Raw genomic sequence first — 23,425 nt, 5'->3', positions numbered from 1 at the left:
CGCGGCTAGCGTGGCTTGTAGCCCACCCATCCGTTGAAACTGAAGCCTGCGTAGAACAGTTCCACGTCTTCGAACCCGGCGTCCTGCATCAGGGCTGCATTCTGCTCGGGTGACCGCACCGGCAGTTGCGCACAGATCGCCGTAATCGCCGTTCGGCATCCGCCGCCGGCACCCCCGAGTCCACTGCAAACGCCGCATAGTGCTTCAACGCCTACAAAACGCCAGCTCGGTTCTGCGTCGGCAAACCGTTTCAACTCCAAGCCGCCCCCAGCGCCCAGCACTAGCACATTGCCTGTGGCGGGAACCTGTTCGCGCAGCAGCAGGGTGGTCATGCGTTGCATGCCATCGAAACCCGGCCCCAGGCGCACAGGCCCCTCGGCGTAGCGAGCGACGGCATCGGGGTCGGAAAAAAGCTCAAGCAGGGCTCCTGCGGGTTGGGCGGGGGATAAGCCCTACTGTGGCAATTTGGCAGTGGCAATTGCAGTCACTTGTATTCATGGTAAAACGTCGATCTTCAGGACCCCACAGCACGGAGGCTCAATGGCTGCTGCCAACCCCCCAGAAATCACGCTTCGCAATGCCATTCCCGAGGACGCCTTATGCATTGGCGTGCTGGGTATGCAGGTCTTTCTGGATACCTACGCGACACAGGGTATTCGCAGCTCGATTGCCAATGAAGCGCTGCAGGCCTTTGCGCCGCAGACCATCGCCCAACTGATGGCGCAGCCAGACATCTCGCTGGTGGTGGCTGAGTCGAACGGCCATCTCGTGGGCTTTGCCCAGGTCAAACTCACCGCCAGCCATTCGATGATCAAGGCGTCTGACGTTGCCGAACTGCAACGCCTGTATATCCAGGAGCGATTTACCGGCCTGGGTATTGGCTATCAGTTGCTGCAAGCGGCAGAGCACCGCGCCAAGCTTGGCGGCGCCTCGTTATTGTGGGCGACCGTGTGGGAGGGCAATGAGCGCGCGTTGGGTTTTTACCCTCGGCGCGGTTATGAGGTACTGGGTTCACCGACGTATACCTTTCAGGGGGAAACCCATGGGAATCGCCTGTTTGGTAAAGCCCTGATGCCCAACGCGTGAGGGCTCACGGCAGGATGATGTAGGCGTTCTGCTGGATGATCGGCTGGTGCGAGCCTTGCACCAGGTGAACATAGCGACCGTCCACCAGATCAATGGGCAGGCAGTCGTCAATATCCATCACGCCATCGGTGTGGGCCTGGGACCAGTGCTGCAACATCTGCCGCTGCCCCTTGCGCTTGGCTTCCTGCTTGTCACGGGCGACCACCAGCAGGTAATGATGGGCCTCGCCAAAAGCGTGGGTTTCATAGCCGCCGAGGTTGATGAAGTACAGGTGATGCGCACCGGCAGGTGGCGCCATCTGGCTGAGTTCGACTTTCCAGCCGTCGACGCCATCGACGGCCATCCACGCATCGATGTGCACACCCTTCGGGCTGCCGAACCAGCCGTCGCGTAATTGTGCGTAGGTGTGTTGCAGTGTATCCGCGACTGCGAATACCACATCGTGAACTTCGATTTTAGCCCGTGGGTGCTTGCCCCCGAGCATGACGACAAACAGCATTGCAGGTCCGTCCTGGCGACTTGGAAAAGGCTAACCATACTTCGATTGAACCCTTTTGTCCGGTCAGTGCCACACTGTTAATCCGCGAACTCATCAGGAGGTTGTTATGCGTACCATTGATCTGGCCGGTGTTCCCGTCCCTGTCATCGGCCAGGGAACCTGGCGAATGGGCGAAAACCCGGACAAGCGCAGCGCCGAAGTCGCCGCGTTACAACTGGGTATCGATGAGGGCATGACCTTGATCGACACCGCCGAAATGTATGGTGAAGGCGGCGCCGAGCAAGTGGTCGGCGAGGCCATTCGCGGCAGGCGCGATCAGGTGTTCCTGGTCAGTAAAGTCTACCCTCACAATGCCAGCCACAAGGGCGTTCCCCGTGCCTGTGACGCCAGCCTTCAGCGCCTTGGCACCGACTACATTGACTTGTACCTGTTGCATTGGCGCGGCCAGTACCCGCTTGAAGAAACCGTCGAAGCTTTCGAGCGTCTGCGCGAGGCGGGCAAGATCGGCCGTTGGGGTGTTTCCAACTTTGACGTCGCCGACCTGCAGGAACTCGCCTCCCCAGCCTGTGCCACCAACCAGGTGCTCTACAACATCGAAGAGCGTGGTATCGAGTTCGACCTCCTGCCATGGTGGCAACAGCACCATTTGCCGTTGATGGCGTACTGCCCAATCGCCCAGGGCGGTGAGCTACTGTCCAGCCCGACGCTCAAGCAGATTGCCCATCGACATGAGGCCACACCCGCACAAATCGCCCTGGCCTGGGTACTGCGCCAGGAGGGCGTGATTGCGATCCCCAAGGCAGTGAGTCCCGAGCATGTGCGGCTCAACGCCAGCGCCGCGAAACTGGTGCTGGACGAGCACGATCTGGACGCAATCGACCGTGTGTTTGGCGCACCCAAGCGCAAGCATCCGCTGTCGATGGTGTAACAGCCAGCCTGGCAGAACCGGCGCCCTCCATGGCGCCGATTCCAGCATCCCCCAGGGTTAGCCGGCGACCGGGCTACGCCAGTCATCAGAGCCGGAAGTACCTGCCACCTCGTGAGTCCAGATGATCTTGCGATAGGTGAAGTGCACGTCTTCCAAATGCGTGAAGTGCGCGTTTTCAGGTGCCTGGCAGTTGGGCATGCGCGACTGAATATCCACGATGGTCGCCCCTTTGAGCTCGATGGTGAAGTAGTGCTCCTGGGTTCCAGCCGAAGAGGTACGGAACCACTCCAGTCGGCATTTGACTTCTTCGCCGCTGGTCAACGCGCTGAACAGCAGAGGTGATGATTTATCGAAGACCTTGCTGATCATCAACGGTTTATGAACCCGCTGGCCCGTTGGCTGACCAGACTGCGGATCACGGGGAATAATCACCTGATGAGCAAATGCCTGGACCAGTATCTGGTCTTCATGGCCTTCCTGGTAAATGTTGCCTACCGAGTCCTGAGTAAATGTGCCTGCCGTGATCAGACCTTGTTTGACACCGGTGATTGAAAGATACGCGGGTGTTGGCATGACGGGTTTCCTTGCCTGGTAGTTGAGGTGGTTCCCTGCGGCGATCGTGCCGGCCGGGCAAATGCCTATAACAAAAAGCGTGCCTGAAAATAGGCGGCCTAATAAAAACGGCAGGGTAGCGTGATAAAGGGATAGTTTCCGTTAAGTGGCCAGTGGTTCTGTTGGGTTTTAAGTGAAATAGTTTGCGCAGAAGTGTGCATTAAGTTGCTCATGCCATTCTTCTGTGCGGTGGTTGGTTGTGCGGGTTAATTAAGTTTTTGGTCAGGCTGGGGCTGCGCAAAATGATGCGCAGGTCTTTGTTTGCGGAGGGTGTAGGAAAATCCTTAAGTGCAGGGTTGATGCTTGCTGAATGTTTTACGCATGGCTAAGGTTTGCAAACATCGTGGAAGGATGAGTGCGGTTAAGACAGCGGTTAGTTATGCGCATAAGTGTGCTGGGTTCGGCGGTTTTTATTTTTTATAAGGTGCATGGCTCAAAATGGTTTACTCAGGCGCTTTGTGTGCTTATTACCTTGAACTTGCTTTATTGCCTTGCTCGCACATTAACTTTGCGGGCAGCGATATGCGCTTTTCGAGTGAATATGAAGCCCTTGAGTCCGAGCTTGGCAAGCTGCAATCGATTCATCTCACCGCTCAGCCGGACTGGCACAAAGTCACGCAAGTCAGTGAGTGTCTGCTGCGCCAGCACACCAAGGATTTACGTGTGGCTGCCTGGTTGACCTGGGCGTTATATCAGCGTGAATCTTTCCCTGGCCTGTTGGCGGGTCTGGGGTTGTTGCGTCATCTCTGTGAGCACCATTGGGCGGTTGCCTACCCCGAAAAGCTGCGTACCCGTGGCGCAGCATTTGGCTGGTTGGTACTGCGGCTTGAGCAGTTGTTTGCGCAAAGCTTGCCGCTCAAGGATCAGCAGCCATTGTTCCGATGCATGCTTGAGCACCTGACACACCTTGATGATCTCTGGTCTGCGCGCATGAGTGATGAGGCTCCGCTGCTGTTGCCCATGCGCCGGCAATTGGCGCAGCGGTTGGCGCATGCAGAGCAAGGTGAGGCCCATGCTGTGGGCTCAACCGGCGTGATGGCTCAGGTCAAGCAGGCGGCGACCCGGTTGCTGAGCCCCGAGCCTTCGGTAGAAAACGAAAAAGAGGCGCATAAGTTACTGCGCACATTGCAGGAACAAGCCCGCCCCTTGTGTACCTGGTGGCTGCGCCAGAATGCCACCGACCTGCGCGCCTTGCGCCTTAGCCGGACACTGACCTGGCTGGCACTCAACGGCTACCCGGACGCTGACAGCGAGCGGCTCACGGTTCTTCGTGGCCCGGCGCCCGACAAGCTCAAACGCTACGAGGAGCGTTTTGCCCAGGGGCAATACGGCGAACTGTTATTTGAACTTGAGACCAGCCTGGCAGGCGCATTGTTCTGGTTTGACGGTTTGCGCAGGGTCTGGGAGTGCCTTGAAGCCCTGCAGGCCCCCCTGGCAATGACCGAACTGGAAGTGAGCTTCGCGCTGTTACTGCAGCGTTTGCCACATCTGCCTGAGTTCAGGTTCCACGACGGCGTGCCGTTTGCTGATAGCGCCACCCGCGACTGGATCACTTTGCACGTCGCTCGCCACTTACAACCCTCTGCGCCGTCCGGCGTGGTCGTTGATGCCAAAGCCGAACCCTGGGAAGCAGCCTTGCATGACGTTATGCCTACGTTACGCAAGGACGGGCTCAAGGCGGCGGTGTGCGAACTGAAGCAGGGCATGCACGCCGCTCGCAGCGAACGTGCTCGTTTTCATTGGCGGCTGGCCCTGGCTCGGTTGTGTGTATTGGCGGGCAAGCAAGAGCTGGCGAAGGTGCAGCTCGAAGGCCTGGATCATGAACTGCAGCGTGCGGGGCTGGATCGCTGGGAGCCGGAGCTGGCCCTCCACGTAGCACAGCTTTTGTACCGCTGTTGCGAGCTTTTGCCGCAAAGCCAAACCGTACGTGAGCGTAAGGAAGATACCCACCGAAGGCTGTGCCACTTCGATGTTGAAGCGGTACTTGAATAGGCTTTCGATCCACTCGAAAAAGGAGATTTACCGTGGCCAAAGAAGGTTCGGTAGCACCCAAGGAACGCATCAATATCACCTTCAAGCCAGCCGTTGGCGGTGCCCAGGAAGAGGTCGAACTGCCGCTGAAACTGCTGGTGTTGGGCGATTTCACCCAGCGCGAGGATCAACGCAAGCTCGAAGACCGCAAGCCTATTGGCATCGACAAGAGCACCTTTGACGACGTGCTGGCCAAACAGGCGTTGGCGCTGACGCTGAGTGTGCCCAATCGGCTCCAGGAGTCTGCGGATGTTGACGCATTGGCTATCCAGGTTCGGGTTAATTCGATGAAGGATTTCAGCCCCGCGAATTTGGTCGAGCAGATTCCGGAGTTGCAAAAACTGATGGCACTGCGTGAAGCGCTTATGGCGCTCAAAGGGCCCTTGGGCAACACACCGAGTTTTCGCAAGGCCATAGAGCGGGCTCTGGCGGATGACGGTTCCCGAGCCCGGGTATTGGCTGAGTTGGGATTGAGCGATCCCACCGCCTGACATTTTCAGTAAAAGGACACTGACGCCATGACGATCCAACAGCATCCGCTAACCACACGAGTCACCGAAGAACACAGCATCCTAGACACCATCATTGCCCAGACACTACTGAGTGCGGATGACGAGGCTTACGGCATTGCCAAGCGGGGTGTCTCGGCGTTTATCGAAGAGCTGCTCAAGCCGCACAACAGCGGCGAGCCGGTCAAGAAGCGCCTGGTTGATCGAATGATTGCAGAGATTGACGTGAAGCTCAGCCAGCAAATGGACGAGATTCTCCACCATCCGGATTTCCAGGCGCTGGAGGCCTCCTGGAGAGGTCTGCAATTGCTCGTCGACCGGACCAATTTTCGCGAGAACATCAAGATCGAACTACTGAATGTCTCACGGCAGGACCTGCTGGATGACTTCGAAGATTCGCCGGAAATCACTCAGTCCGGGCTCTACAAGCATATCTACAGTGCCGAGTATGGTCAGTTTGGTGGGCAGCCCGTGGGCGCCATTATCGCTAACTACTCTCTTTCGCCAAGCGCACCGGATGTGAAGCTGATGCAGTACGCTTCCAGTGTTGCCTGCATGGCCCATGCGCCGTTCATTGCTGCCGCGGGCCCGAACTTTTTCGGTCTGGAAAGCTTTACCGGTCTGCCTGACATGAAGGATCTCAAGGATCATTTCGAAGGCCCTCAATTCGCCAAGTGGCAAAGCTTTCGCCAGAGCGAGGATGCTCGTTACATCGGCTTGACCGTGCCGCGGTTCCTGTTGCGAACCCCATACGATCCCCTTGAATGCCCGGTCAAGACATTTGCCTACCAGGAAAACGTGGTCAACAGCCACGAGCACTATTTGTGGGGCAATACTGCCTTTGCGTTTGCCACTCGACTGACTGACAGTTTTGCCCGGTTTCGCTGGTGCCCGAACATCATCGGTCCGCAAAGCGGTGGCGCGGTGGAAGATCTGCCCCTGCATCACTTCCAGAGCATGGGGGAAATCGAAACCAAGATCCCGACCGAAGTACTGGTCTCTGACCGCCGCGAGTACGAACTTGCGCAAGAAGGCTTCATTGCTCTGACCATGCGCAAAGGCAGTGATAACGCGGCATTCTTTTCTGCCAGCTCGGTACAGAAGCCTAAAAGTTTCGGGGGCAGTATCGAAGGCAAGGAAGCTGAGTTGAACTACCGCCTGGGTACCCAGCTGCCTTACATGATGGTGGTCAATCGCCTGGCTCATTACCTCAAGGTGTTGCAGCGTGAGCAACTGGGTTCATGGAAGGAACGTACCGACCTGGAACTGGAGCTCAACAAGTGGATTCGCCAATACGTCGCAGATCAAGAGAACCCCAGCGCCGAGGTTCGTGGGCGGCGTCCATTGCGAGCTGCTCGTATCGTAGTCAGTGATGTCGAGGGCGAACCTGGCTGGTACCGCGTCAACCTCAGCGTGCGACCGCACTTCAAGTACATGGGGGCGGACTTCACGCTGTCCCTCGTCGGCAAACTCGACAAAGAATGAGGAAGGGTCAGGGGATACCCGATTATCGCAGCCTTTTTGAGCGTCTCGAAGGTCTGGCTCCCGCCAGGACTGACAGCGTGGCGTCTATTGCCGTGCATCTGGAGAGAATGCTCAGCACGCGCGCTGGCAGTGTCCAGGCGCTGCCCGATTACGGGCTGCCCGACCTCAATGACATGCGCTTGAGCCTGCATGAATCACTCAGCCAATCGCGTTTGTCGATTGAACGTTTTATCCAGGCGTACGAGCCACGCTTGGGAAATATACGTGTCAGGCGGGGAGCGGGTGCTTACAACCCTTTGGTACTGGCGTTTGTGATTGAGGCAACCGTCGTCATCGACGGTGTCATGCAACCGGTGGTGTTTAATGCACACCTGCTGGGTGGTGGACGGGTCGAGGTATTACCTGATGTCCTTTAACCACTTTTACCAAAGTGAACTCAGTGCGTTGCGCCAGCTTGGGCGGCGTTTTTCTGAACGCAATCCCGCCTTAGCACCCTTTCTTGCCGATTCAGGCCAGGACCCGGACGTAGAGCGTCTATTGGAGGGCTTTGCGTTCCTCACCGGGCGCTTGCGCCAGAAGCTTGCTGATGAGCTTCCTGAGTTGACCCATTCGTTGATGCACTTGCTGTGGCCCAACTACATGCGGCCATTGCCGGCCTTCAGCATCTTGCAGTTTGACCCCTTGAAGCACGCGTGCACCACGGTGAGTGTTGATCGGGATACGCCGGTCGAAAGCGTGGTGGTCAATGGTGAACGCTGCCGCTTCCGAACGTGTTACGCCACTCAGGTCATGCCGTTGCAACTGAGCAGCCTGGAATACCTGTCTCAGGGAACATGGGCGTTGCTCAACCTGCGCCTGGAGATGAGCGTCGAGGGTAATTTCAGTCAGTGGGCATTCACTCAATTGCGCTTGCACCTGACGGGTGATCGACAAGTGAGTCAAGGGTTGTACCTGAGTCTGTTACGTCATCTCGAAGGCATTGAGGTGCTGCTCTTTGACCATGATGGGCTTGCGATCAAGGGTCGCGATGGGCAGGTTTTATCGCTGCGACTTTCCGCTAGCCAAGTAAAGCCAGTAGGGTTTGACGAAGATCATGCACTGATTCCCTATCCGGCGAACACCTTCAGCGGCTACCGCCACCTGCAAGAATATTTTGCATTTGCGGACAAGTATCTGTTTGTCGACGTACTGGGTTTCGATGCATTGCAGGCGTTACCCAACGAATTTCTCAAGCAGGCCATGGGTGTAGAGCTGCGTTTTAAATTGCGCACCCGGGAGCATGAGCCACATCGCCCCACTCTGGATAACGTAAAGCTGTATTGCACGCCGATCGCTAACCTGTTCAAGCAGGATGCGGTGCCGATTCGCCTGGATGGCAAGCAGGATGATTACCTGCTGCTCCCGGGTGGAATTGCACGGGGCAACGCTGCTGTTTTTTCCGTTGACCGTGTTACTGGATGGCGTCCGGGTGGGCTGGGCTACCAGACGTACGTGCCATTCGAATCCTTCGAACATGACAGCGACAGTGGCGTTTCGATGCAAGCCCCTAGCTACAGTATTCGTCAACGCTCCTCGGTACAGAGCGCCGAGCTTGATACCTGGTTGAGTTTCGGCATTGGCCACAGAGATCAACAGGAGACACTGTCAGTCGAGCTGACGTGCACCAACCACGACTTGCCACGGTTGCTGCAGGTTGGTGAGATCAACCAGCCGTGTGAACAGACTCCGGAGTTTCTTACGTTTCGCAATATCTGCGCGCCGACGGCGAGCTTTGCCCCGCCGCTGGACCAGGACTTCCTTTGGAAGTTGATCAGCAACATGTCGCTCAATTACCTGTCATTGACCGACACACGGGCCTTGAAGGTCATCCTCCAAACCTACGACTTGCCGCGCTATCACGATCGACAGGCGCACAACATCAGTCAGCGAAGACTGGATGCACTGAGATCTGTCAGCCATGAGGCCGTCGACCGAATGCATCGTGGGTTGCCAATACGTGGCGTGCGAGTCGACTTGAACATTGACCCCAATGGGTTCGTCGGCCGGGGCGACATCTTTGTCTTCGCCTCGGCACTCAATGAGTTTTTTGCCCTTTACGCCAGCCTTAATTCGTACCACGAACTGCGGGTTACCAGCACACAAGGAGACGTGTATCTATGGCCACCCCGGATGGGTCAGCAGGCCCTGCTTTGACTGCACTATCGCAAACGATTCGTGAGTATTCGCTCTACCAGGCGGTGCTGCAGGTGATCGAGCGTTTACGCGACAGCTACCCATTGCTGGAGGATGACGAGCTCTACGAGAAGGTCGAGTTCCAGGCCAACCCCAGCTTGGGGTTCCCCGGGCACGATATTGATCGGGTGGAATTTTTCGTCGAGCGCGACCAATTACGGGCGAGTCTTCGCCTCAATGTGCTCGGTCTGTTTGGTGCCGGCTCGCCATTGCCTGCGTTTTATCAAGAGCAGGCGGGTGGGAATGTCAGCCGTGACTTCCTTGATGTATTTCACCACCGCCTGCACAGGCTGATGCTGCCGATCTGGCGCAAATATCGCTATCGAGCGAGTTTTCGCACGGGGGCCAGCGATGCTTTTTCCGAGCAGATGTTCGCTCTGGTTGGGTTGGGCAGCCGCGAGATTCGTGACGCTGCGCAATTGGATTGCAAGCGGCTGTTGCCCTGTCTGGGGTTGTTGAGCCTGCGGGCGCATTCGGCCGCCCTGATTGAGGCGGTATTGCGTCACTACTTCAAGCACCGCGGTGTGTTCATCGAGCAATGGGTCGGTCGCTCCGTGACCATCGCCCTTCAACAACGCAACCGACTTGGCGCAGCCAACAACCTGCTCGGCGAGGACCTGATGCTGGGGCTTCAGGTCGCAGACCGCAGTGGCAAGTTCAGAATGCATATCAAGGGCTTGAGCTGGCAGCGCTTTCACGAGTTCCTGCCCACCGGCAACGACTACAGCCCGTTGTGTTCATTGGTTCGCCTGACGGTACGAGCCCCTTTGGACTATGACCTGCGCCTGGTGTTGGCCGACGGGGAAGTGAAGCCGCTGCATTTGGGTGAACGCAACGTCTGCCGTCTCGGTTGGACCAGTTGGTTGGGGTACGAGCGTGCTGACGGCGTGGTCACGCTGGCCAGCAACTCTCATTAGGGACTGATGATTATGATGAATGTAGACCTGCAACAATTGATTCGGACATTGACGGCTGCGACGCGTCTGGACCTGGAGCGCTCCGCCGAGCGATGCGTGACGCGCGGCGGCAAGGAGGTGCTCGTCGAGGACCTTCTGCTGACGCTGCTGCAGCAGCACGATGGTCCTCTGGTGAGGGCGCTGGCGGACGCGGAGATTGCGCCCGACGAGTTGCAGGCAATGTTGCTACTCAAGGGAGAGCAAGGCGCATCGCGTAGCCCGGTGTTTGCGCCGACACTCGTGCAGTGGTTGCAACAAGCGTTGATGGTTGCCCACCTTGAATTGGGGCAAGTCGAGGTGGATCAGGGGGCGGTATTACTGGCACTCCTGCGTCATCCGTTGCAGCACGCGGGCAGTGGTTATCAGCAATTATTGAGTCGTTTGGACGCGCAACGTGTGCGTGATCTTGTGTTGAACCTGCGATCTGAAGCCATTCCTTCGCCACAGGGTGAATCGCTGTTGGAGCGCTTTACCCACGATTTGACGCGTCAGGCTCGAGAAGGACGCATCGACCCGGTTCTGTGTCGAGACGCAGAAATCCGCCAATTGATCGACATCCTCGTTCGTCGGCGCAAGAACAACCCCATCCTTGTCGGAGACGCCGGGGTGGGTAAAACAGCCATCGTCGAAGGGCTGGCCCTGCAAGTGATTGCCTCACAGGTGCCGGCGCCACTCAAGGGCGTACGAATACTCACGTTGGACATGGGCTTGCTGCAGGCAGGCGCCAGCATCAAGGGTGAGTTCGAACGGCGCCTCAAAGGTGTTATCGACGAGGTCAACGCCTCACCGCAGGCCGTTATCCTGTTTATCGACGAGGCACATACCTTGGTGGGCGCAGGGGCTCAGGTGGGCGGAGGCGATGCTGCCAATTTGCTCAAGCCTGCCCTGGCGCGCGGACAGTTGCGCACGATCGCGGCCACGACCTGGTCCGAGTACAAAAAATATATTGAAAAAGACCCCGCATTGGCGCGGCGTTTCCAGCCGGTACGGGTGGCCGAGCCGAGCGTGGAGGCGGCAATCTCCATTTTGCGTGGGCTTGTCCCGGTTTATGAAGCCAGCCATGGTGTTTACGTACGCGACGATGCAGTCGTGGCGGCCGCGCAGCTGAGCGCTCGATACCTGGCAGGACGCCAGTTGCCGGACAAGGCAGTGGACGTATTGGACACGGCTTGCGCACAGGTGCGTATAAGCCTGACGGCGGCGCCTGAACCGTTGCAACGCTTGTGCGCCGAGTTGGCAGAGGGCATGCGGCAGCGCGTGGCGCTCGAGCGGGATAGTGGCGCAGGCTTGCCTGTTGACAGGCAGGCCTTGCAGGCGCTGAGCCAGCGCCTGGAATCCATTGAGCTTGAGCGGGAGCAAGCCGAGCATTGCTGGACTCAACAACGAGCCTTGGCCGAGCGAACACGCTCCTCGCGTCAGCCAAGGGTTGATGCGTGCAGTGCAGGGGAGGGGCTTGAGCACGTTGAGCTGCCACTGGCCGAACAGCGCCAGGCACTCAGCGAGCGGCGGCTGATAAGCCATGAGGTATGCCCACGGGTGGTGGCACAGGTCATCAGTGGCTGGACCGGCATTCCCGTTGAACAGTTGGCCCTTGAGCACAGTGAAAGGGTTCTGGGTTTCGCCGATGCCTTGGGCAGGCGAATTCTGGGGCAAGCGCCGGCAGTGCAGGCGCTTGATCGCAACCTGCGTGCGGTTGCTGCGGGCCTCAACGCCCCAGGAGCACCCGTGGGCGTATTTTTGCTGGTAGGCCCAAGTGGTGTCGGAAAAACCGAAACGGCCCTGGCACTCGCGGATTTGCTGTATGGCGGCGAGCGGTTTGTCACCACACTCAACATGTCGGAATACCAGGAGCAACACTCCCTGTCCCGCTTGATCGGAGCGCCGCCCGGTTACATCGGTTACGGCGAGGGCGGGGTGCTGACTGAGGCCGTGCGCCAACGCCCTTATTCAGTGGTGCTGCTTGACGAAATCGAGAAGGCGGATCCGCAAGTGCTGAACCTGTTTTACCAGGTCTTTGACAAGGGCTTGGCCAATGACGGTGAAGGCCGGGAAATCGACTTCCGTAATACGCTGATCCTGATGACGTCCAACTTGGGAAGCGATTGCATCACGGCTCTATGCTCCGATGGCCGTCGTCCTGATTCCGCGGTCCTGGAAGAAGCGATTCGCCCAGTGTTGCGCGCCCACTTCAAGCCAGCTTTGCTCGCTCGTATGCGCGTTGTGCCGTATTACCCCCTTGCAGGCGAACTGCTACAGGATGTGGCAAGGCTCAAGCTGGAGCGCCTCGGTCAACGGTTGCACCAGCGCAAGCTGGTGTTGAGCTATACCCCCGAGCTGGTCACACACATGGTTGAGCGCTGCCTTCACAATGACAGTGGCGCGCGGTACATCGACCAATGGATCGAGTCACACCTGCTGCCGCCAATCGTGGATCGTCTACTCAGTGCGATGGCCGTTGGCGAATCCCTGTCAGTAACCCATGCAACGCTGGATGGCAACGGTGTACCGGTCTGTGAGTTCAGCCAATGATGGACAATCTGTTTAACCAGTTGCCCGATCCTCTGGTCTACGCCGACCGCTTGCTGAACTGGTTCACACGCCTGGGTATCGAGAGCGATGATTCGACGCTGGCAGAACTTTGTGCCACGGCGATTGCGCAACTGAGCCAGTGCGAACTTTGCCAACTGTACTGGCGAGATGAGACGACCGGCCGGCTTGGGTTGATCGCTCAGCATTGCGCGGGCGCGTCATCACTGGACTCCCCGGCAGCAAACGTGGACTTTCAGAACGAACAGTTATTGCACTATGTTCTGAACCAGTGTCGTTCCCTGACCATTGATGATCTGCGCAACAGCGCCTATGACAGCAGTTTCCTGCCTGAGGCGGCGCAGCCCTGGCATTCACTGTCATGCCTGCCCCTGTTCAATCGGCGCAAGGCGGTTTGCGGTGTGGTGCTGTATGCCAGCCAGCATCCAGCGCAATTGCAGGGCTACGCCGCATCGTTGGGCCAACTGGGTAGTTTTACCCTCAGCCAATTAGCCATATGGCGGCGTAGCCGACCAGGGCACGTCACGACTGCCCCAAAGCGCAACACACCCGCCACCGACGCATATGGCTTGATCGGCAACTGCACGGCAATGGATGAGACTTGCCGCTTGATCGGCAAGGTCTTGCGGGCTCCGTTTACCGTTCTGTTGAGTGGTGAAACGGGCACTGGCAAAGAGGTTGTGGCCCGCGCCATTCACGCCGCGGGCCCACGCAGTACGCAGGCGTTTGTGGTGCAAAACTGCGCGGCCTTTCCCGAGGGCTTGCTGGAGAGTGAGCTGTTCGGCTACCGCAAAGGCGCGTTTACCGGTGCGGAACGTAACTATGCCGGGCTGTTTGACGCAGCCCACGGCGGCACACTGCTACTGGATGAAATTGGTGATATGCCACTGTCCTTGCAGGCCAAGCTGCTGAGGGTTTTACAGGAGGGCGAGGTGCGTCCCCTGGGTGCCAATACCGCCCACAAAGTCGATGTCCGAATTATCGCCGCGACCCACCGCGACCTGAAGGCAATGGTGAGCCAGGGTACGTTTCGCGAGGACCTGTATTACCGATTGGCGCAGTTTCCAATCCAATTGCCGGCGTTGCGGGAACGGGAGGGTGATGTACTGCTGCTCGCACGACACTTCGCAGAAAATGTGTGTGCAGCGCTCGCAAAACCCGTGGTCAGTTGGTCCAGCGCTGCGCTTGATCAGCTCACAAGTCATGCGTTCCCAGGCAACGTCCGTGAACTCAAATGCCTGGTCGAACGCGCAGTGTTGCTGTGCGATGACGGTGTGGTTTTGCCTGCCCATCTGTCGCTGTTGTCGGCGCCCGCTCATGCAACTGTCGACGCCACGCTACGCCAGCGTCTGGAGCGGGTAGAGCGGGTATTTCTGATTGATTGCCTGCACAAGAACCGAGGTAATCGAACACGTACTGCTCGGGAACTCGGGGTCGCTCGTCGCACGCTGCTCTACCGGCTTGCGCGTTTGAACATCCCTTTCAGCGCGTCCCGTGGGGAATGCTGAATGGCGTACCTGTGGACGCTGCGATTCGCCGCCTGCCTTATCTTCCTGGGAGAAACCTGATGCCTGACCGTCCATGGCAAGTCATGGCGCTTGTGCTGTGTTTGTTGACCGGCTGTAACGCCAATTACGTGTTTGATGATGCTGACTACCGTCCTTTGGGTGACCCCCAAGCGACCCGTCGTGGTCAGTGAAAAGGGAGCCTGCCATGCAATTAGTGCTTGAGGTGTGTGACGACGGGTGCAGTCAGCCGCCAACACGCAAGGTGTTCGACGGTATTGGCGGCGTAGTCGGCCGTGGGGTGGGTTGCGACTGGGTTATCCCTGATCCCAGTCGATTGCTTTCCAGCCACCACGGGTTGGTTGGTTACCGTGACGAGCGGTATTTCCTGACGGATATCAGCAGCAACGGTATCTGCCAGGTGAGCAGCGGCGAGGCTCTGCAAAAGGGGCAGGCGCGCTTGATCGTTGATGGGGATGTCTTCCAATTGGGGCCATTCGCTGTAAGGGCGCGATTGAATGAGCCAGTGGCATCTCACCGTCAGGTGCAGTCCGCCGAGAGCCAGGTGATACCCGACGATGCCTATCTGGGCCTGGACCCTGTCCGCGAGCTGGACCGTAAGCAGATGCACGGAGCGTCGTCGTATGAGCTGGATGCATTGCATGACACAACAGACGCTCCTGAGGCATGGATGTATCGCGGTTCTGTGGAGCAGGATCATCTGGTTATACCGACACCGGCGAACCCTCTCGAAGACGTGGTAGAGCCCATTCAGCCTGCTGTGCATTCGGCCCCCGTCGATGAGGCGTTCTGGGCGCAGTTCGCCGAAGCGCTGGGTGTCACGTTGGATGCCTCTGGCCGTGAGGCGTTGGCGATCAAGGTGGCGAGTTTGCTGAGGTACGCTATCAGTGGGCTGCAACAGAACCTGCGTACTCACGATGAACTGAGCAACGAGTGGAGCCTGGGTATTGGCGCGTCAATCAAGATCCCGAACGGTTTTAAAGACAGCGCGGGCATCGACGCAGCCTTGGCATCGTTGCTGGAAATGAGCGAGCTGGGGCAATCCAGCGCCGAGGACGCAATTGCTCAGCTCTATCGGCAATTGCAAGTGCATCAGGTTGCTTTGCTGGTGGCGTGCCGCACGGCGATGCGTGCTCAACAGGCGGCGTTTGCACCTGGCCACCTGCTGCTCAGCTTTGAGCGCCATGACAAGGCGCCGAGGTTCTTCAGCGACAGGGCGCATTGGCGAGCCTACCGGCGTCATTACCAACGGCTGATCGACGCAGAAGCCGTGAGCGCACGCCCATTGCACGGCGACTTTGCCAGGGCATATGAGGAACAGGTACGCCTGGCCTCGGCTTTATTCGCCGGATACCCAGGATGATGTTCATGCCCCGTGTCGCCTTACCCCTGTTGGTTGTACTGAGCCTGCTGGTTGGTTGTAGCAGCGTGTCACCGTTTTCCACGTTAACCAAGCTGGACCTGACGTTAACAGCCAGCGAACAGGTTAACCCTGACCTTCATGGGCGTCCCTCGCCGGTGGTGGTGCACCTGCTTGAACTGAAGCACCCGGTCGCATTCGAGCATGCGGATTTTTTCAGTCTTTATGGCCGTGCCGAGCAGGCGCTGCCCAAAGACTGGGTGAGCAGCGAGGAACTGGAATTACGTCCCGGCGAGCAGGTGTCTATCAAGCTCAGGAGCCAACCGCAAAGTCGCTACGTGGGGGTCGTGGCGGCGTACCGCGACTTGCCCCACGTGCAGTGGCGATGGGTGGTACCGCTGGCCCCGCAGCAAGTGACGCGAGCTCATCTGGTGCTTGACCAGTCGGGTGTTCGCGTTGCCGACCCAATCGTTGGCGTGGTGGAGAATTGATATGCAGGTTCATAAAGTCATCTGGCAGGAAGGCATGTTGCTGCGCCCCCAGCACCTGCAACACAACGACCGTTACTACAACCATCAGCTCAATCGAACCCGCTTGCTTGGCCGTGACGCCTGGGGTTTCCTGGCCCTGGACGTCGACTTGCAGTACCTCAACCTGGGCAAGCTGGTGGTCAACCAGGCCAGTGGAGTTTTACCGGACGGCAGTCTTTTCGAACTGACTACCGCCATGGCGCCGCTGGTGCTGGAAGTCCCGGCCAACTCGGGAAAACAATCGGTTTACCTTGCATTACCGATGGAGACCAACAACCAGGTTGAAACCCGAACGCAGGGTGAGCCCGATGTGTTGGCGCGCTATATCGCCTGCGAAGTCGAAGTCGGTGACTCGAATGCCGGGCTGGACTCTGTTTGCCAGATCAGTTGTGCACGTCCTGATTTGCGATTGTTGCTGGGCGAAAGCCCTGGTGATCAGACCTGCGTGAAGCTGAAAATTGCCCAGGTATTGGACGCCTCTACCGAAGAGGGGGTCAGAATGGATACTGATTTCGTCCCGACGTTCATTTATGTACAGGGCTCGGGCTTTGTGTCGTCGTGTCTTAAGGAAGTGATCAGTCTGCTGGCCAGCCGCGGTGATGCCATTGCCGAGCGTATTTGCGGTAACGGCGTGACCGCGGGTGCGCAGGTGGCAGATTTTCTGATGCTGCAATTGATCAACCGAACCGAGCCGGTGTTGCGTCACTACTTGACCCAAGCGCAAGTTCGGCCAGAGGTGTTGTACCGGGAGATGTTGTCGATACTGGGTGAGCTATCGACGTTCACCACTGACAGCAAACGCGCCAATCTTGAGGTGCGTTACCTCCATGGCGACCAAGGCGCAAGCTTTCGAGGGCTGATGGCGGGGCTGCGCACTGTGCTGTCGATGGTATTTGAGCAGCAGGCTCTGGAGCTGGCGCTGCAACAGCGCCAGTACGGGGTGATGGTCTGCCCTGTGGCAGATCGCAAACTGCTGGGCACCGCGACATTCATCCTGGCGGTCGCTGCTCAATGCGATTCTGAAGAGCTTCGCCACCGGTTGCCGGCCCATCTCAAGATTGGTCCTGTGGAGCGCATTCGCGAGCTGGTCAACCTGCACCTTGCCGGTATCAAGGTAAAGCCGATGCCTGTGGCGCCACGCCAAATCCCGTTTCACGCCGGTAAAACCTATTTCATGCTTGAACTCAGTGCCCGTGATGTTGTGCAGCTGGAGCAATCGGGTGGTTTTGCGTTCCATGTCGGCGGCGAATTTACCGAGCTGGAGCTGACCTTCTGGGCTATCAGGAATTGAACTCATGAGCATGGAAAGTGAATACCCGCAGGATGAAAAAACCGTCTTGCTGGATCGTGACGGCTACGGTCCTGCACAGGGGCCGATGACAGACTTCCTCTCGCCCCCGCGTTTTGAGCAACTGGAGGACCGCATGATTTATGCCGCCGCTGTACAAGGCGCGCAACAGTTCAATGTGGGCCTCAACCCTCTGGTAGCGGCTGCTTGGGATGCACTGTCTGAGCTGCTTAAAATGAAGCGCAGCGCTGGCCGGGAAAACCTGCAGACGCTCAATGATCGCCTGTCCGCAGGCATCACTCGCTTCGAAGCCCGCGCCCTGCATGAGGGCATGGAGAGCGGTCAGGTGGTGTCCGCACGCTATGTGCTGTGCAGCGTCATTGATGAAGCGGTGGTTACTACGGCATGGGGGAATCGCAGCGACTGGGCGAAGATCAGTTTATTGAGCCGCTTTCATAACGAAACCTTTGGTGGCGAAAAGTTTTTCCAACTGCTGGAGCGCCTCTCCCGTGATCCGGTCAAGCACCTGGCGATGTTGGAGCTCATGTACCTGTGCCTGTCGATGGGTTTCGAAGGCAAATACAGAGTCATGGAGCGAGGAGAGGTCCAGCTTGAAGGGGTACGAGATGCCTTATATCGACAGATAAGGCATGTGCGGGGTGATCCCCCCGCTCTGTCGACGTTTGCCCCCCGGTCGGGGCAAGTACGGCGTAGGCGACTGCGCATTATCCCCGCGACCTGGTTTGTGGCGTTCGGTGTGGTCGCTTTGCTGGCGATGTATTCGGGTGCTGCCTGGGTATTGGGGCAAGAGCGGGCACGTGTGCTGCAACCCTTTCAACCTTCGGCGCCGGAACTGACTCTGACGCCCTTGTAACGCTGGGAATATTGAATGAACGCATTCTTCAAGGGCGCGGGCACTGCGCTGCGCATAGTTTGGGTATGGAGTTTGTTGCTGGTGCTTTCCAGCGCATGCCTCGTGTGGTTTTTCGGGCCGTTGCTGGCCGTGGATGACCATCGGTTCTGGCAAAGCTCTACGGCGCGACTTTTAACTATAAGTGGCCTGTTTTTGCTGTGGGGACTGGCGATGGTCATTGCGGGTGCACGCCATACGGTCCGTCTAGGAACACTCGAAAACCAGACGCGCACTCAACATCAGGGGTTGGTAGAGGATGAGCGCAAACACGTGCGCGGCCGATTCAAGGGCGCGCTGCAAACCTTGAAAACTTCCCGCCGGTACCTTGGGCGTAGCGTGCGCTCGCGCAACGAGCTGCCTTGGTATTTGCTGATCGGGCAGCAGGGTAGTGGCAAGACCTGTTTGTTGGCAGCGAACGGGTTGCAGCTACCGCCGGATCAAACTGAGTCGATACCGGCAGGCAGGACTGCTTACTGTGACGTCTACTTCGCTGATCAAGGCGTACTGATTGAGAGCGCCGGGCGCTATCTGGACCAACCCGACAGCTCGGTCGATGCCGTGGGTTGGGCGACATTGCTGAGCCTGCTCAAGTCCAGACGCCGGGTACGTCCACTTAATGGTGTGGTGGTGGCGTTATCGGTGGACACACTGCTGGGTAGCAATGAGCATGATCTGGAGCTCCATGCACGGCAGGTACATAGCCGCCTGCAAGACATTCAGCAGACGCTGCACGTCGATATTCCGATCTATTTGGTGCTGACCCAAGCTGACCGTATACCGGGCTTTATCGAGTTTTTTGATACGCCGCAGGGCAGTGCTCTGGACGGCGTGCTGGGTGAACTCGTCGCCGTCAGCAACACGGGTGTCCAAATGGCGCAGGTGCGTCAGGCGTTCGAGACGTTGTTGCAGCGGCTGAGTGGCGAACTTATCGTGCGCTTGCACCAGGAGCGCAACGGCGAACGCCGTGGCCGTATGCTTGATTTTCCGCAGCAGGTTGCACGCATTGGCGAACGTTTATGCCTGTTTGTCGAGTTAGCATTCTCCGCCCATCGCAATCAGCGGATCAGCGGTTTGCAAGGTTTCTATCTGACCAGTGCGGGCGAGCGGCGCGAACGCTTTGTCAAAGGACTCTTCAACCAGGTGATTTTCGCCGAAGCCGAACTTGCGGGGCTCCATACCCAGGAATATCGCCGAATTCGCTGGCGGCAGGCGGGGTTGGCGATCGCAGCATCACTGGTCATCGGCACCGCGGGCGCGCTCTGGATGCACAGCTATTCGGTCAACCACCAACGCTTGCAACAGTTGGCGCAGCTAGGTAAGGCGGATAGACCGGCGGAGACAGGTGCGGACCAGACGCTGGTCTTGTTGCCTCTTTTGGATAAGCGACTGGCGGCGACTCGGGTTTTCCCTCCCGTGACAGAAGCGCGAGTGTTTGAGCGAGCGGGGTTATTTCAGGGGCAAGTGACTGGCCCACTGTTAGTCAGTGCTTATGATGACGCCCTGCAGCAGCTAATGGTCCAAACCGCGTCTCTCCTGGAAGAGCAAGTGCGGTCCAGCCTTGGGGATCGCGAGCGGTTGCTGGACAACTTGCGCGCGTACCTGATGCTCAACCTGCCCGAGCGCCGTGATAAGCGCTGGCTGGCGGAGCGTGTAGCCAGCCGATGGTCTGAGCGCTTCGCCGGTGAGGCCGCGGTGCAGGTCCGCTTGAATGAACACTTCGGCCGGCTGCTTGAGCAACCGTTCATAGCCACACTGAATGATGAGTTGGTGGCCCAGGCTCGCCACGCTTTGCGTGGGGAGTCGCTGGCAGACGTGGTGTATCGCGTGTTGCGCGAGCAATCGCTGAACCTGGAACCCTACCGTCTAACGGGCGGTACGGTTTTTACTGCGCCTGAGCAACCCATTCCCGGATTCTACAGCAAGCGGTATGTGCAATATTTCGACAAGCAGGGTCCTCGACTGATCAATGCGATCGTCCAGGATAACTGGGTGCTGGGGCAGGCAACCGACCTCAGTGTGATGGATTTGCGTCGGTTGATGATTGAACTGGAGCAGCGCTATTTCAGTGAGTATGCCGACGCCTGGAGCTATGCCTTGGGGCGCATCAGGTTGCTCGATACCGAAAGCCTCAGGGAAAATACAGAACAGCTGGCGAGCCTGACATCGGCGCAGTCGCCCTTGGTGTTGCTGTTACAGCAGGTTCGTGAAAATACCCGCTTGCTAGACGCTAATGGTCCATTGGCAGCTGTGGCCCGCGAGGCGGTTGATGCGGCGGTAATCGCGCAGTCGGCGGCTGGCAATGTATTGGCAGGTCAACTGCCCACCCTGGCAGGTGATGAAGGCGCAAGACGCGCCTTGCAGCGTCGCTTCGAGCCCTTGCATCAGTTGCTGGATGAACAGCAAAACCCGGGGGCGGAGTTGACCCTGGCGTTGCGCCAGCTTGACGCGTTGCATCTGCAACTGGCGGCTCTGAACCGTGAGGGGGCACCGGAGCAGGCAGCCTTTCAGATGGTGAAGCGACGCATGGAAGGGCAACAACCTGCGTTGGGCCAGTTACGTGATATCGCCGCGCGCTTGCCGCTGCCACTCAAAGGCTGGATCGAAGGCCTTGCCGACGACAGTTGGCGACATTTGTTCGATGACGCATACAGGTATGTGAACCAACGCTACCAGAGTGAAGTGTATGGTCTTTATGCCAAGGCGATCCGCCAGCGTTACCCGTTCAATGCCCATGCCGGCAGCGACGTTGCATTGAGCGATTTCCAGGCGTTTTTCAAACCACAGGGCGTGCTGGCAAGGTTCCATGAAAGCTACCTTCGGCCTTTTGTCAGCGTCGAGGGCGGACGCTACCGGTTGCGTGGCCTGGATGGCCGAAGCCTGCCGATGTCACGATCGTTACTGGATCAACTGTCCAAAGCGCAGATCATACGGCGGGGCTTTTTCGGCGAGGACCACGGCGAGTTGGTGGTTCGGTTTACGCTGGCACCCTACAGCCTGGACCAGGCGGTCAGTCGGGCGGTCCTGAGCATTGGCGGGCAGCAGCTGGAATACCGTCATGGACCGATCGTGCCCGTGGCGTTCCAGTGGCCGAGCGAGGCGGACAATGGTCGAAGCAGCCTGGTTTTGGAGCGGGGAACGGAGCGGCCGTTGGGCATCGAGAAGAACAGCGGGGCCTGGTCGTTGTTCCGCTTCTTTGAATTGATGCAAAGCGAGCCTGCCAGCGGGCGTGATGCGCAGCTACTCAAGTCTGATCTCGGCGGTTTGCGTGCCAACTACGTCTTGGTCAGCCAGCGCGTGCCCAGCCCATTTCAGTTGGACACGTGGCGCACGTTCCGCTTGCCGGAGCAGTTATGAGCCCGCCGACATCTCCTGCAAGCAGTGCCGCACGTTCCGAACGAGGCAAGGCCAGGCAACGAAATGAGGATGCGTTCCTCGATTGCCCGCAGCAAGGTTGCTGGGTGGTGGCAGACGGTATGGGCGGCCATCGGGCCGGGCACATGGCCAGCCAATCGGTGGTCGACAGTCTTGCCGCGTTGCCGGCCCAGGACACGCTGGATCAGCGTATCGACGCCGTTCGGCGATGCCTGCAAGGGCTCAGTCGGCGTTTGGGCGGTGAAGGCAGACTGACTGTCGAGGGCCGCGACGACACCATGGGCAGTACCGTGGTGGTATTGCTGCTTGATGGGCGAAATGCGGCGTGCATGTGGGCGGGGGACAGCCGTTGTTACCTGTGGCGACGCCAACGGCTGTATCAGTTGTCACGAGATCACTCCTTGCTTCGCCAATTGATGGATGAACAGCAGTTGAGCCTGGAGCAGGCCCAGGCTCACCCTGGTTCCAGGGCATTGACACGCGCAGTAGGGGCCCGGCATCCGCTCAAACTTGAGGTGCTGGAACTGAGCACACACCCAGGCGATGTCTTTTTGTTGTGCAGCGATGGCGTGTACCAGGGATTGACGCATGTCGAGCTTGGCAGCGCTCTGGATAAAGGGACGCCGCAACAGGTTGTGGACCGGTTGTTCACGGCGGTGTTGCGAGGGCCCGCTCGGGATGACCTGACGGCTGTGGTGGTGCGGCCATGAACACCGAATCTGGCACGCCCTCTTTGCTGGCTGGGCGTTACCACCTTGAGCGAGTGTTGGGCGCGGGAGGAATGGGCGTGGTCTACCGTGCGCGAGACCTGTTGCATGAACAATTTGGCGAGCCCTGCGCCCGTCTGGCAGTCAAGGTGCTTGGCGAGCGTCTCAAGCAGGCCCCCGATGCTCATGTGCTGCTTTACAGCGAGTTTGCACTGACCCGCAGCCTGCGGCATGAGCATGTGGTGCGGGTGTTTGCGTTCGAGGTGGATATCAGCAGCCAGATCGCCTTTTTCACCATGGAGTTGATGCAGGGTATGACCCTGGACCGGCTGCTGCTGGAGTGCCCCGGCGGCTTACCCTGGCGAGAGCTGCAACCCATGGCTGTGCAGTTGCTGAATGCCGTGGCTTATGTCCATCGACAGGGCGTGCTGCATGGCGATGTAAAGCCGGTCAATATCATGGTGGGTGAAGAGGGCGTGCGGTTGTTCGACTTCGGCCTCGGGCATGCGCCGACACACGTTGCGGCAGGGCTGCCGAGTTTGAGTCGTGACCGTTTTAACGCGTGGACACCGGCTTATGCAGCCCCGGAGTTGTTGGCGGGCAGTGCGCTCACGGCGAGCGCTGACCTGTATGGGGTGGCGAGCGTGCTGTATGAACTGGCCCATGGGAAACGTCTCGGCGAGCGTCGAGCCGCTGAACGACCGGACCGCCCTCGGCAACTGCCGACACAGTGCTGGCCGGCGTTACGCTCGGCGTTGGCAGTGGACCCTGAACGCCGAACGATCAGTGTCGAGGAGTTAGGCGAAGTCATGACGCGTTCTCGCCGACACTGGTTTATGTAGCC

At 58.5% G+C, this 23,425-nt stretch carries 20 protein-coding genes and 1 pseudogene; 18 read left to right on the top strand and 3 right to left on the bottom strand.

The features are described from left to right. Nucleotides 1-5: 5 nt before the first annotated feature. Nucleotides 6-368: pseudogene (locus ACDZ94_RS14280) on the bottom strand (hypothetical protein). Between the two features lie 172 nt (nt 369-540). Here ACDZ94_RS14280 and ACDZ94_RS14275 point away from each other — a divergent pair. Further along, on the top strand, nt 541-1,086 hold the full coding sequence (locus ACDZ94_RS14275) for a GNAT family N-acetyltransferase (protein WP_432750336.1): 546 nt from the start codon (nt 541-543) through the stop codon (nt 1,084-1,086). A gap of 4 nt (nt 1,087-1,090) precedes the next feature. Here ACDZ94_RS14275 and ACDZ94_RS14270 read toward each other — a convergent pair whose 3' ends face one another. Further along, nucleotides 1,091-1,585, bottom strand: coding sequence for a DUF1543 domain-containing protein (locus ACDZ94_RS14270; protein ID WP_262667713.1), 495 nt, complete (start codon nt 1,583-1,585; stop codon nt 1,091-1,093). Between the two features lie 106 nt (nt 1,586-1,691). On the opposite strand from ACDZ94_RS14270, the gene ACDZ94_RS14265 reads away from it, so the two are divergent. Then, a complete protein-coding gene (locus tag ACDZ94_RS14265; RefSeq protein WP_221294555.1) occupies nt 1,692-2,513 on the top strand; it encodes an aldo/keto reductase in 822 nt (273 codons plus the stop codon). Nucleotides 2,514-2,570: 57 nt separating this feature from the next. Here ACDZ94_RS14265 and ACDZ94_RS14260 read toward each other — a convergent pair whose 3' ends face one another. Next, nucleotides 2,571-3,086 (bottom strand): Hcp family type VI secretion system effector, encoded by a 516-nt coding sequence (locus ACDZ94_RS14260; RefSeq protein ID WP_432750335.1) that lies wholly within the window; start codon nt 3,084-3,086, stop codon nt 2,571-2,573. Between the two features lie 477 nt (nt 3,087-3,563). On the opposite strand from ACDZ94_RS14260, the gene tssA reads away from it, so the two are divergent. The 16 genes from tssA to ACDZ94_RS14180 are packed head-to-tail and all read left to right on the top strand — an operon-like array spanning nt 3,564 to nt 23,423. Beyond that, entirely contained in the window at nt 3,564-5,117 is a 1,554-nt protein-coding gene (gene tssA, locus ACDZ94_RS14255; protein ID WP_407017354.1) for a type VI secretion system protein TssA, read from the top strand. 32 nt (nt 5,118-5,149) lie between these two features. Further along, complete coding sequence (tssB, locus tag ACDZ94_RS14250; RefSeq protein ID WP_221294556.1) at nt 5,150-5,647, top strand: type VI secretion system contractile sheath small subunit; 498 nt, start codon at nt 5,150-5,152, stop codon at nt 5,645-5,647. Nucleotides 5,648-5,674: 27 nt separating this feature from the next. Continuing rightward, a complete protein-coding gene (tssC, locus tag ACDZ94_RS14245) occupies nt 5,675-7,150 on the top strand; it encodes a type VI secretion system contractile sheath large subunit (protein WP_221294557.1) in 1,476 nt (491 codons plus the stop codon). A gap of 14 nt (nt 7,151-7,164) precedes the next feature. Further along, a complete protein-coding gene (tssE, locus tag ACDZ94_RS14240; protein WP_432751502.1) occupies nt 7,165-7,566 on the top strand; it encodes a type VI secretion system baseplate subunit TssE in 402 nt (133 codons plus the stop codon). Continuing rightward, on the top strand, nt 7,556-9,343 hold the full coding sequence (gene tssF / locus ACDZ94_RS14235) for a type VI secretion system baseplate subunit TssF (protein WP_432750334.1): 1,788 nt from the start codon (nt 7,556-7,558) through the stop codon (nt 9,341-9,343). The genes tssE and tssF overlap by 11 nt, the downstream gene beginning before the upstream one ends. Further along, the gene (tssG, locus tag ACDZ94_RS14230; protein ID WP_432750333.1) at nt 9,307-10,299 is read left to right on the top strand and encodes a type VI secretion system baseplate subunit TssG; all 993 of its coding nucleotides are present in this window, start codon (nt 9,307-9,309) and stop codon (nt 10,297-10,299) included. The genes tssF and tssG overlap by 37 nt, the downstream gene beginning before the upstream one ends. A 12-nt stretch (nt 10,300-10,311) precedes the next feature. Further along, the gene (gene tssH / locus ACDZ94_RS14225; RefSeq protein ID WP_432750332.1) at nt 10,312-12,867 is read left to right on the top strand and encodes a type VI secretion system ATPase TssH; all 2,556 of its coding nucleotides are present in this window, start codon (nt 10,312-10,314) and stop codon (nt 12,865-12,867) included. Beyond that, nucleotides 12,864-14,393 carry a sigma-54 interaction domain-containing protein gene (locus ACDZ94_RS14220; RefSeq protein WP_432750331.1) on the top strand — a complete coding sequence of 510 codons (1,530 nt, stop codon included), beginning with the start codon at nt 12,864-12,866 and terminating at the stop codon, nt 14,391-14,393. Before tssH ends, ACDZ94_RS14220 begins: the two co-directional genes overlap by 4 nt. Nucleotides 14,394-14,452: 59 nt before the next feature. Next, nucleotides 14,453-14,584, top strand: a complete 132-nt coding sequence (locus ACDZ94_RS14215) for a type VI secretion protein (RefSeq protein ID WP_407017359.1) — start codon at nt 14,453-14,455, stop codon at nt 14,582-14,584. Nucleotides 14,585-14,598: 14 nt separating this feature from the next. After that, a complete protein-coding gene (tagH, locus tag ACDZ94_RS14210) occupies nt 14,599-15,774 on the top strand; it encodes a type VI secretion system-associated FHA domain protein TagH (RefSeq protein WP_432750330.1) in 1,176 nt (391 codons plus the stop codon). A gap of 5 nt (nt 15,775-15,779) precedes the next feature. Then, the gene (tssJ, locus tag ACDZ94_RS14205) at nt 15,780-16,262 is read left to right on the top strand and encodes a type VI secretion system lipoprotein TssJ (protein ID WP_432750329.1); all 483 of its coding nucleotides are present in this window, start codon (nt 15,780-15,782) and stop codon (nt 16,260-16,262) included. 1 nt (nt 16,263) lies between these two features. Next, nucleotides 16,264-17,592, top strand: a complete 1,329-nt coding sequence (tssK, locus tag ACDZ94_RS14200; RefSeq protein ID WP_221294562.1) for a type VI secretion system baseplate subunit TssK — start codon at nt 16,264-16,266, stop codon at nt 17,590-17,592. Nucleotides 17,593-17,596: 4 nt separating this feature from the next. Further along, entirely contained in the window at nt 17,597-18,463 is an 867-nt protein-coding gene (icmH, locus tag ACDZ94_RS14195) for a type IVB secretion system protein IcmH/DotU (protein WP_432750328.1), read from the top strand. 15 nt (nt 18,464-18,478) lie between these two features. Continuing rightward, nucleotides 18,479-21,856: a type VI secretion system membrane subunit TssM gene (gene tssM / locus ACDZ94_RS14190; protein WP_432750327.1), complete on the top strand. Its 3,378-nt coding sequence runs from the start codon at nt 18,479-18,481 to the stop codon at nt 21,854-21,856. Continuing rightward, on the top strand, nt 21,853-22,584 hold the full coding sequence (locus ACDZ94_RS14185) for a PP2C family protein-serine/threonine phosphatase (protein ID WP_407017365.1): 732 nt from the start codon (nt 21,853-21,855) through the stop codon (nt 22,582-22,584). The genes tssM and ACDZ94_RS14185 overlap by 4 nt, the downstream gene beginning before the upstream one ends. Next, the gene (locus ACDZ94_RS14180) at nt 22,581-23,423 is read left to right on the top strand and encodes a serine/threonine-protein kinase (protein ID WP_221294565.1); all 843 of its coding nucleotides are present in this window, start codon (nt 22,581-22,583) and stop codon (nt 23,421-23,423) included. The genes ACDZ94_RS14185 and ACDZ94_RS14180 overlap by 4 nt, the downstream gene beginning before the upstream one ends. Nucleotides 23,424-23,425: the final 2 nt, after the last annotated feature.

It is taken from the genome of Pseudomonas sp. UBT (genome assembly GCF_050915955.1).
GTDB lineage: Bacteria > Pseudomonadota > Gammaproteobacteria > Pseudomonadales > Pseudomonadaceae > Aquipseudomonas > Aquipseudomonas antarctica_A.
This window is presented reverse-complemented; position numbering and strand designations above follow the sequence as displayed.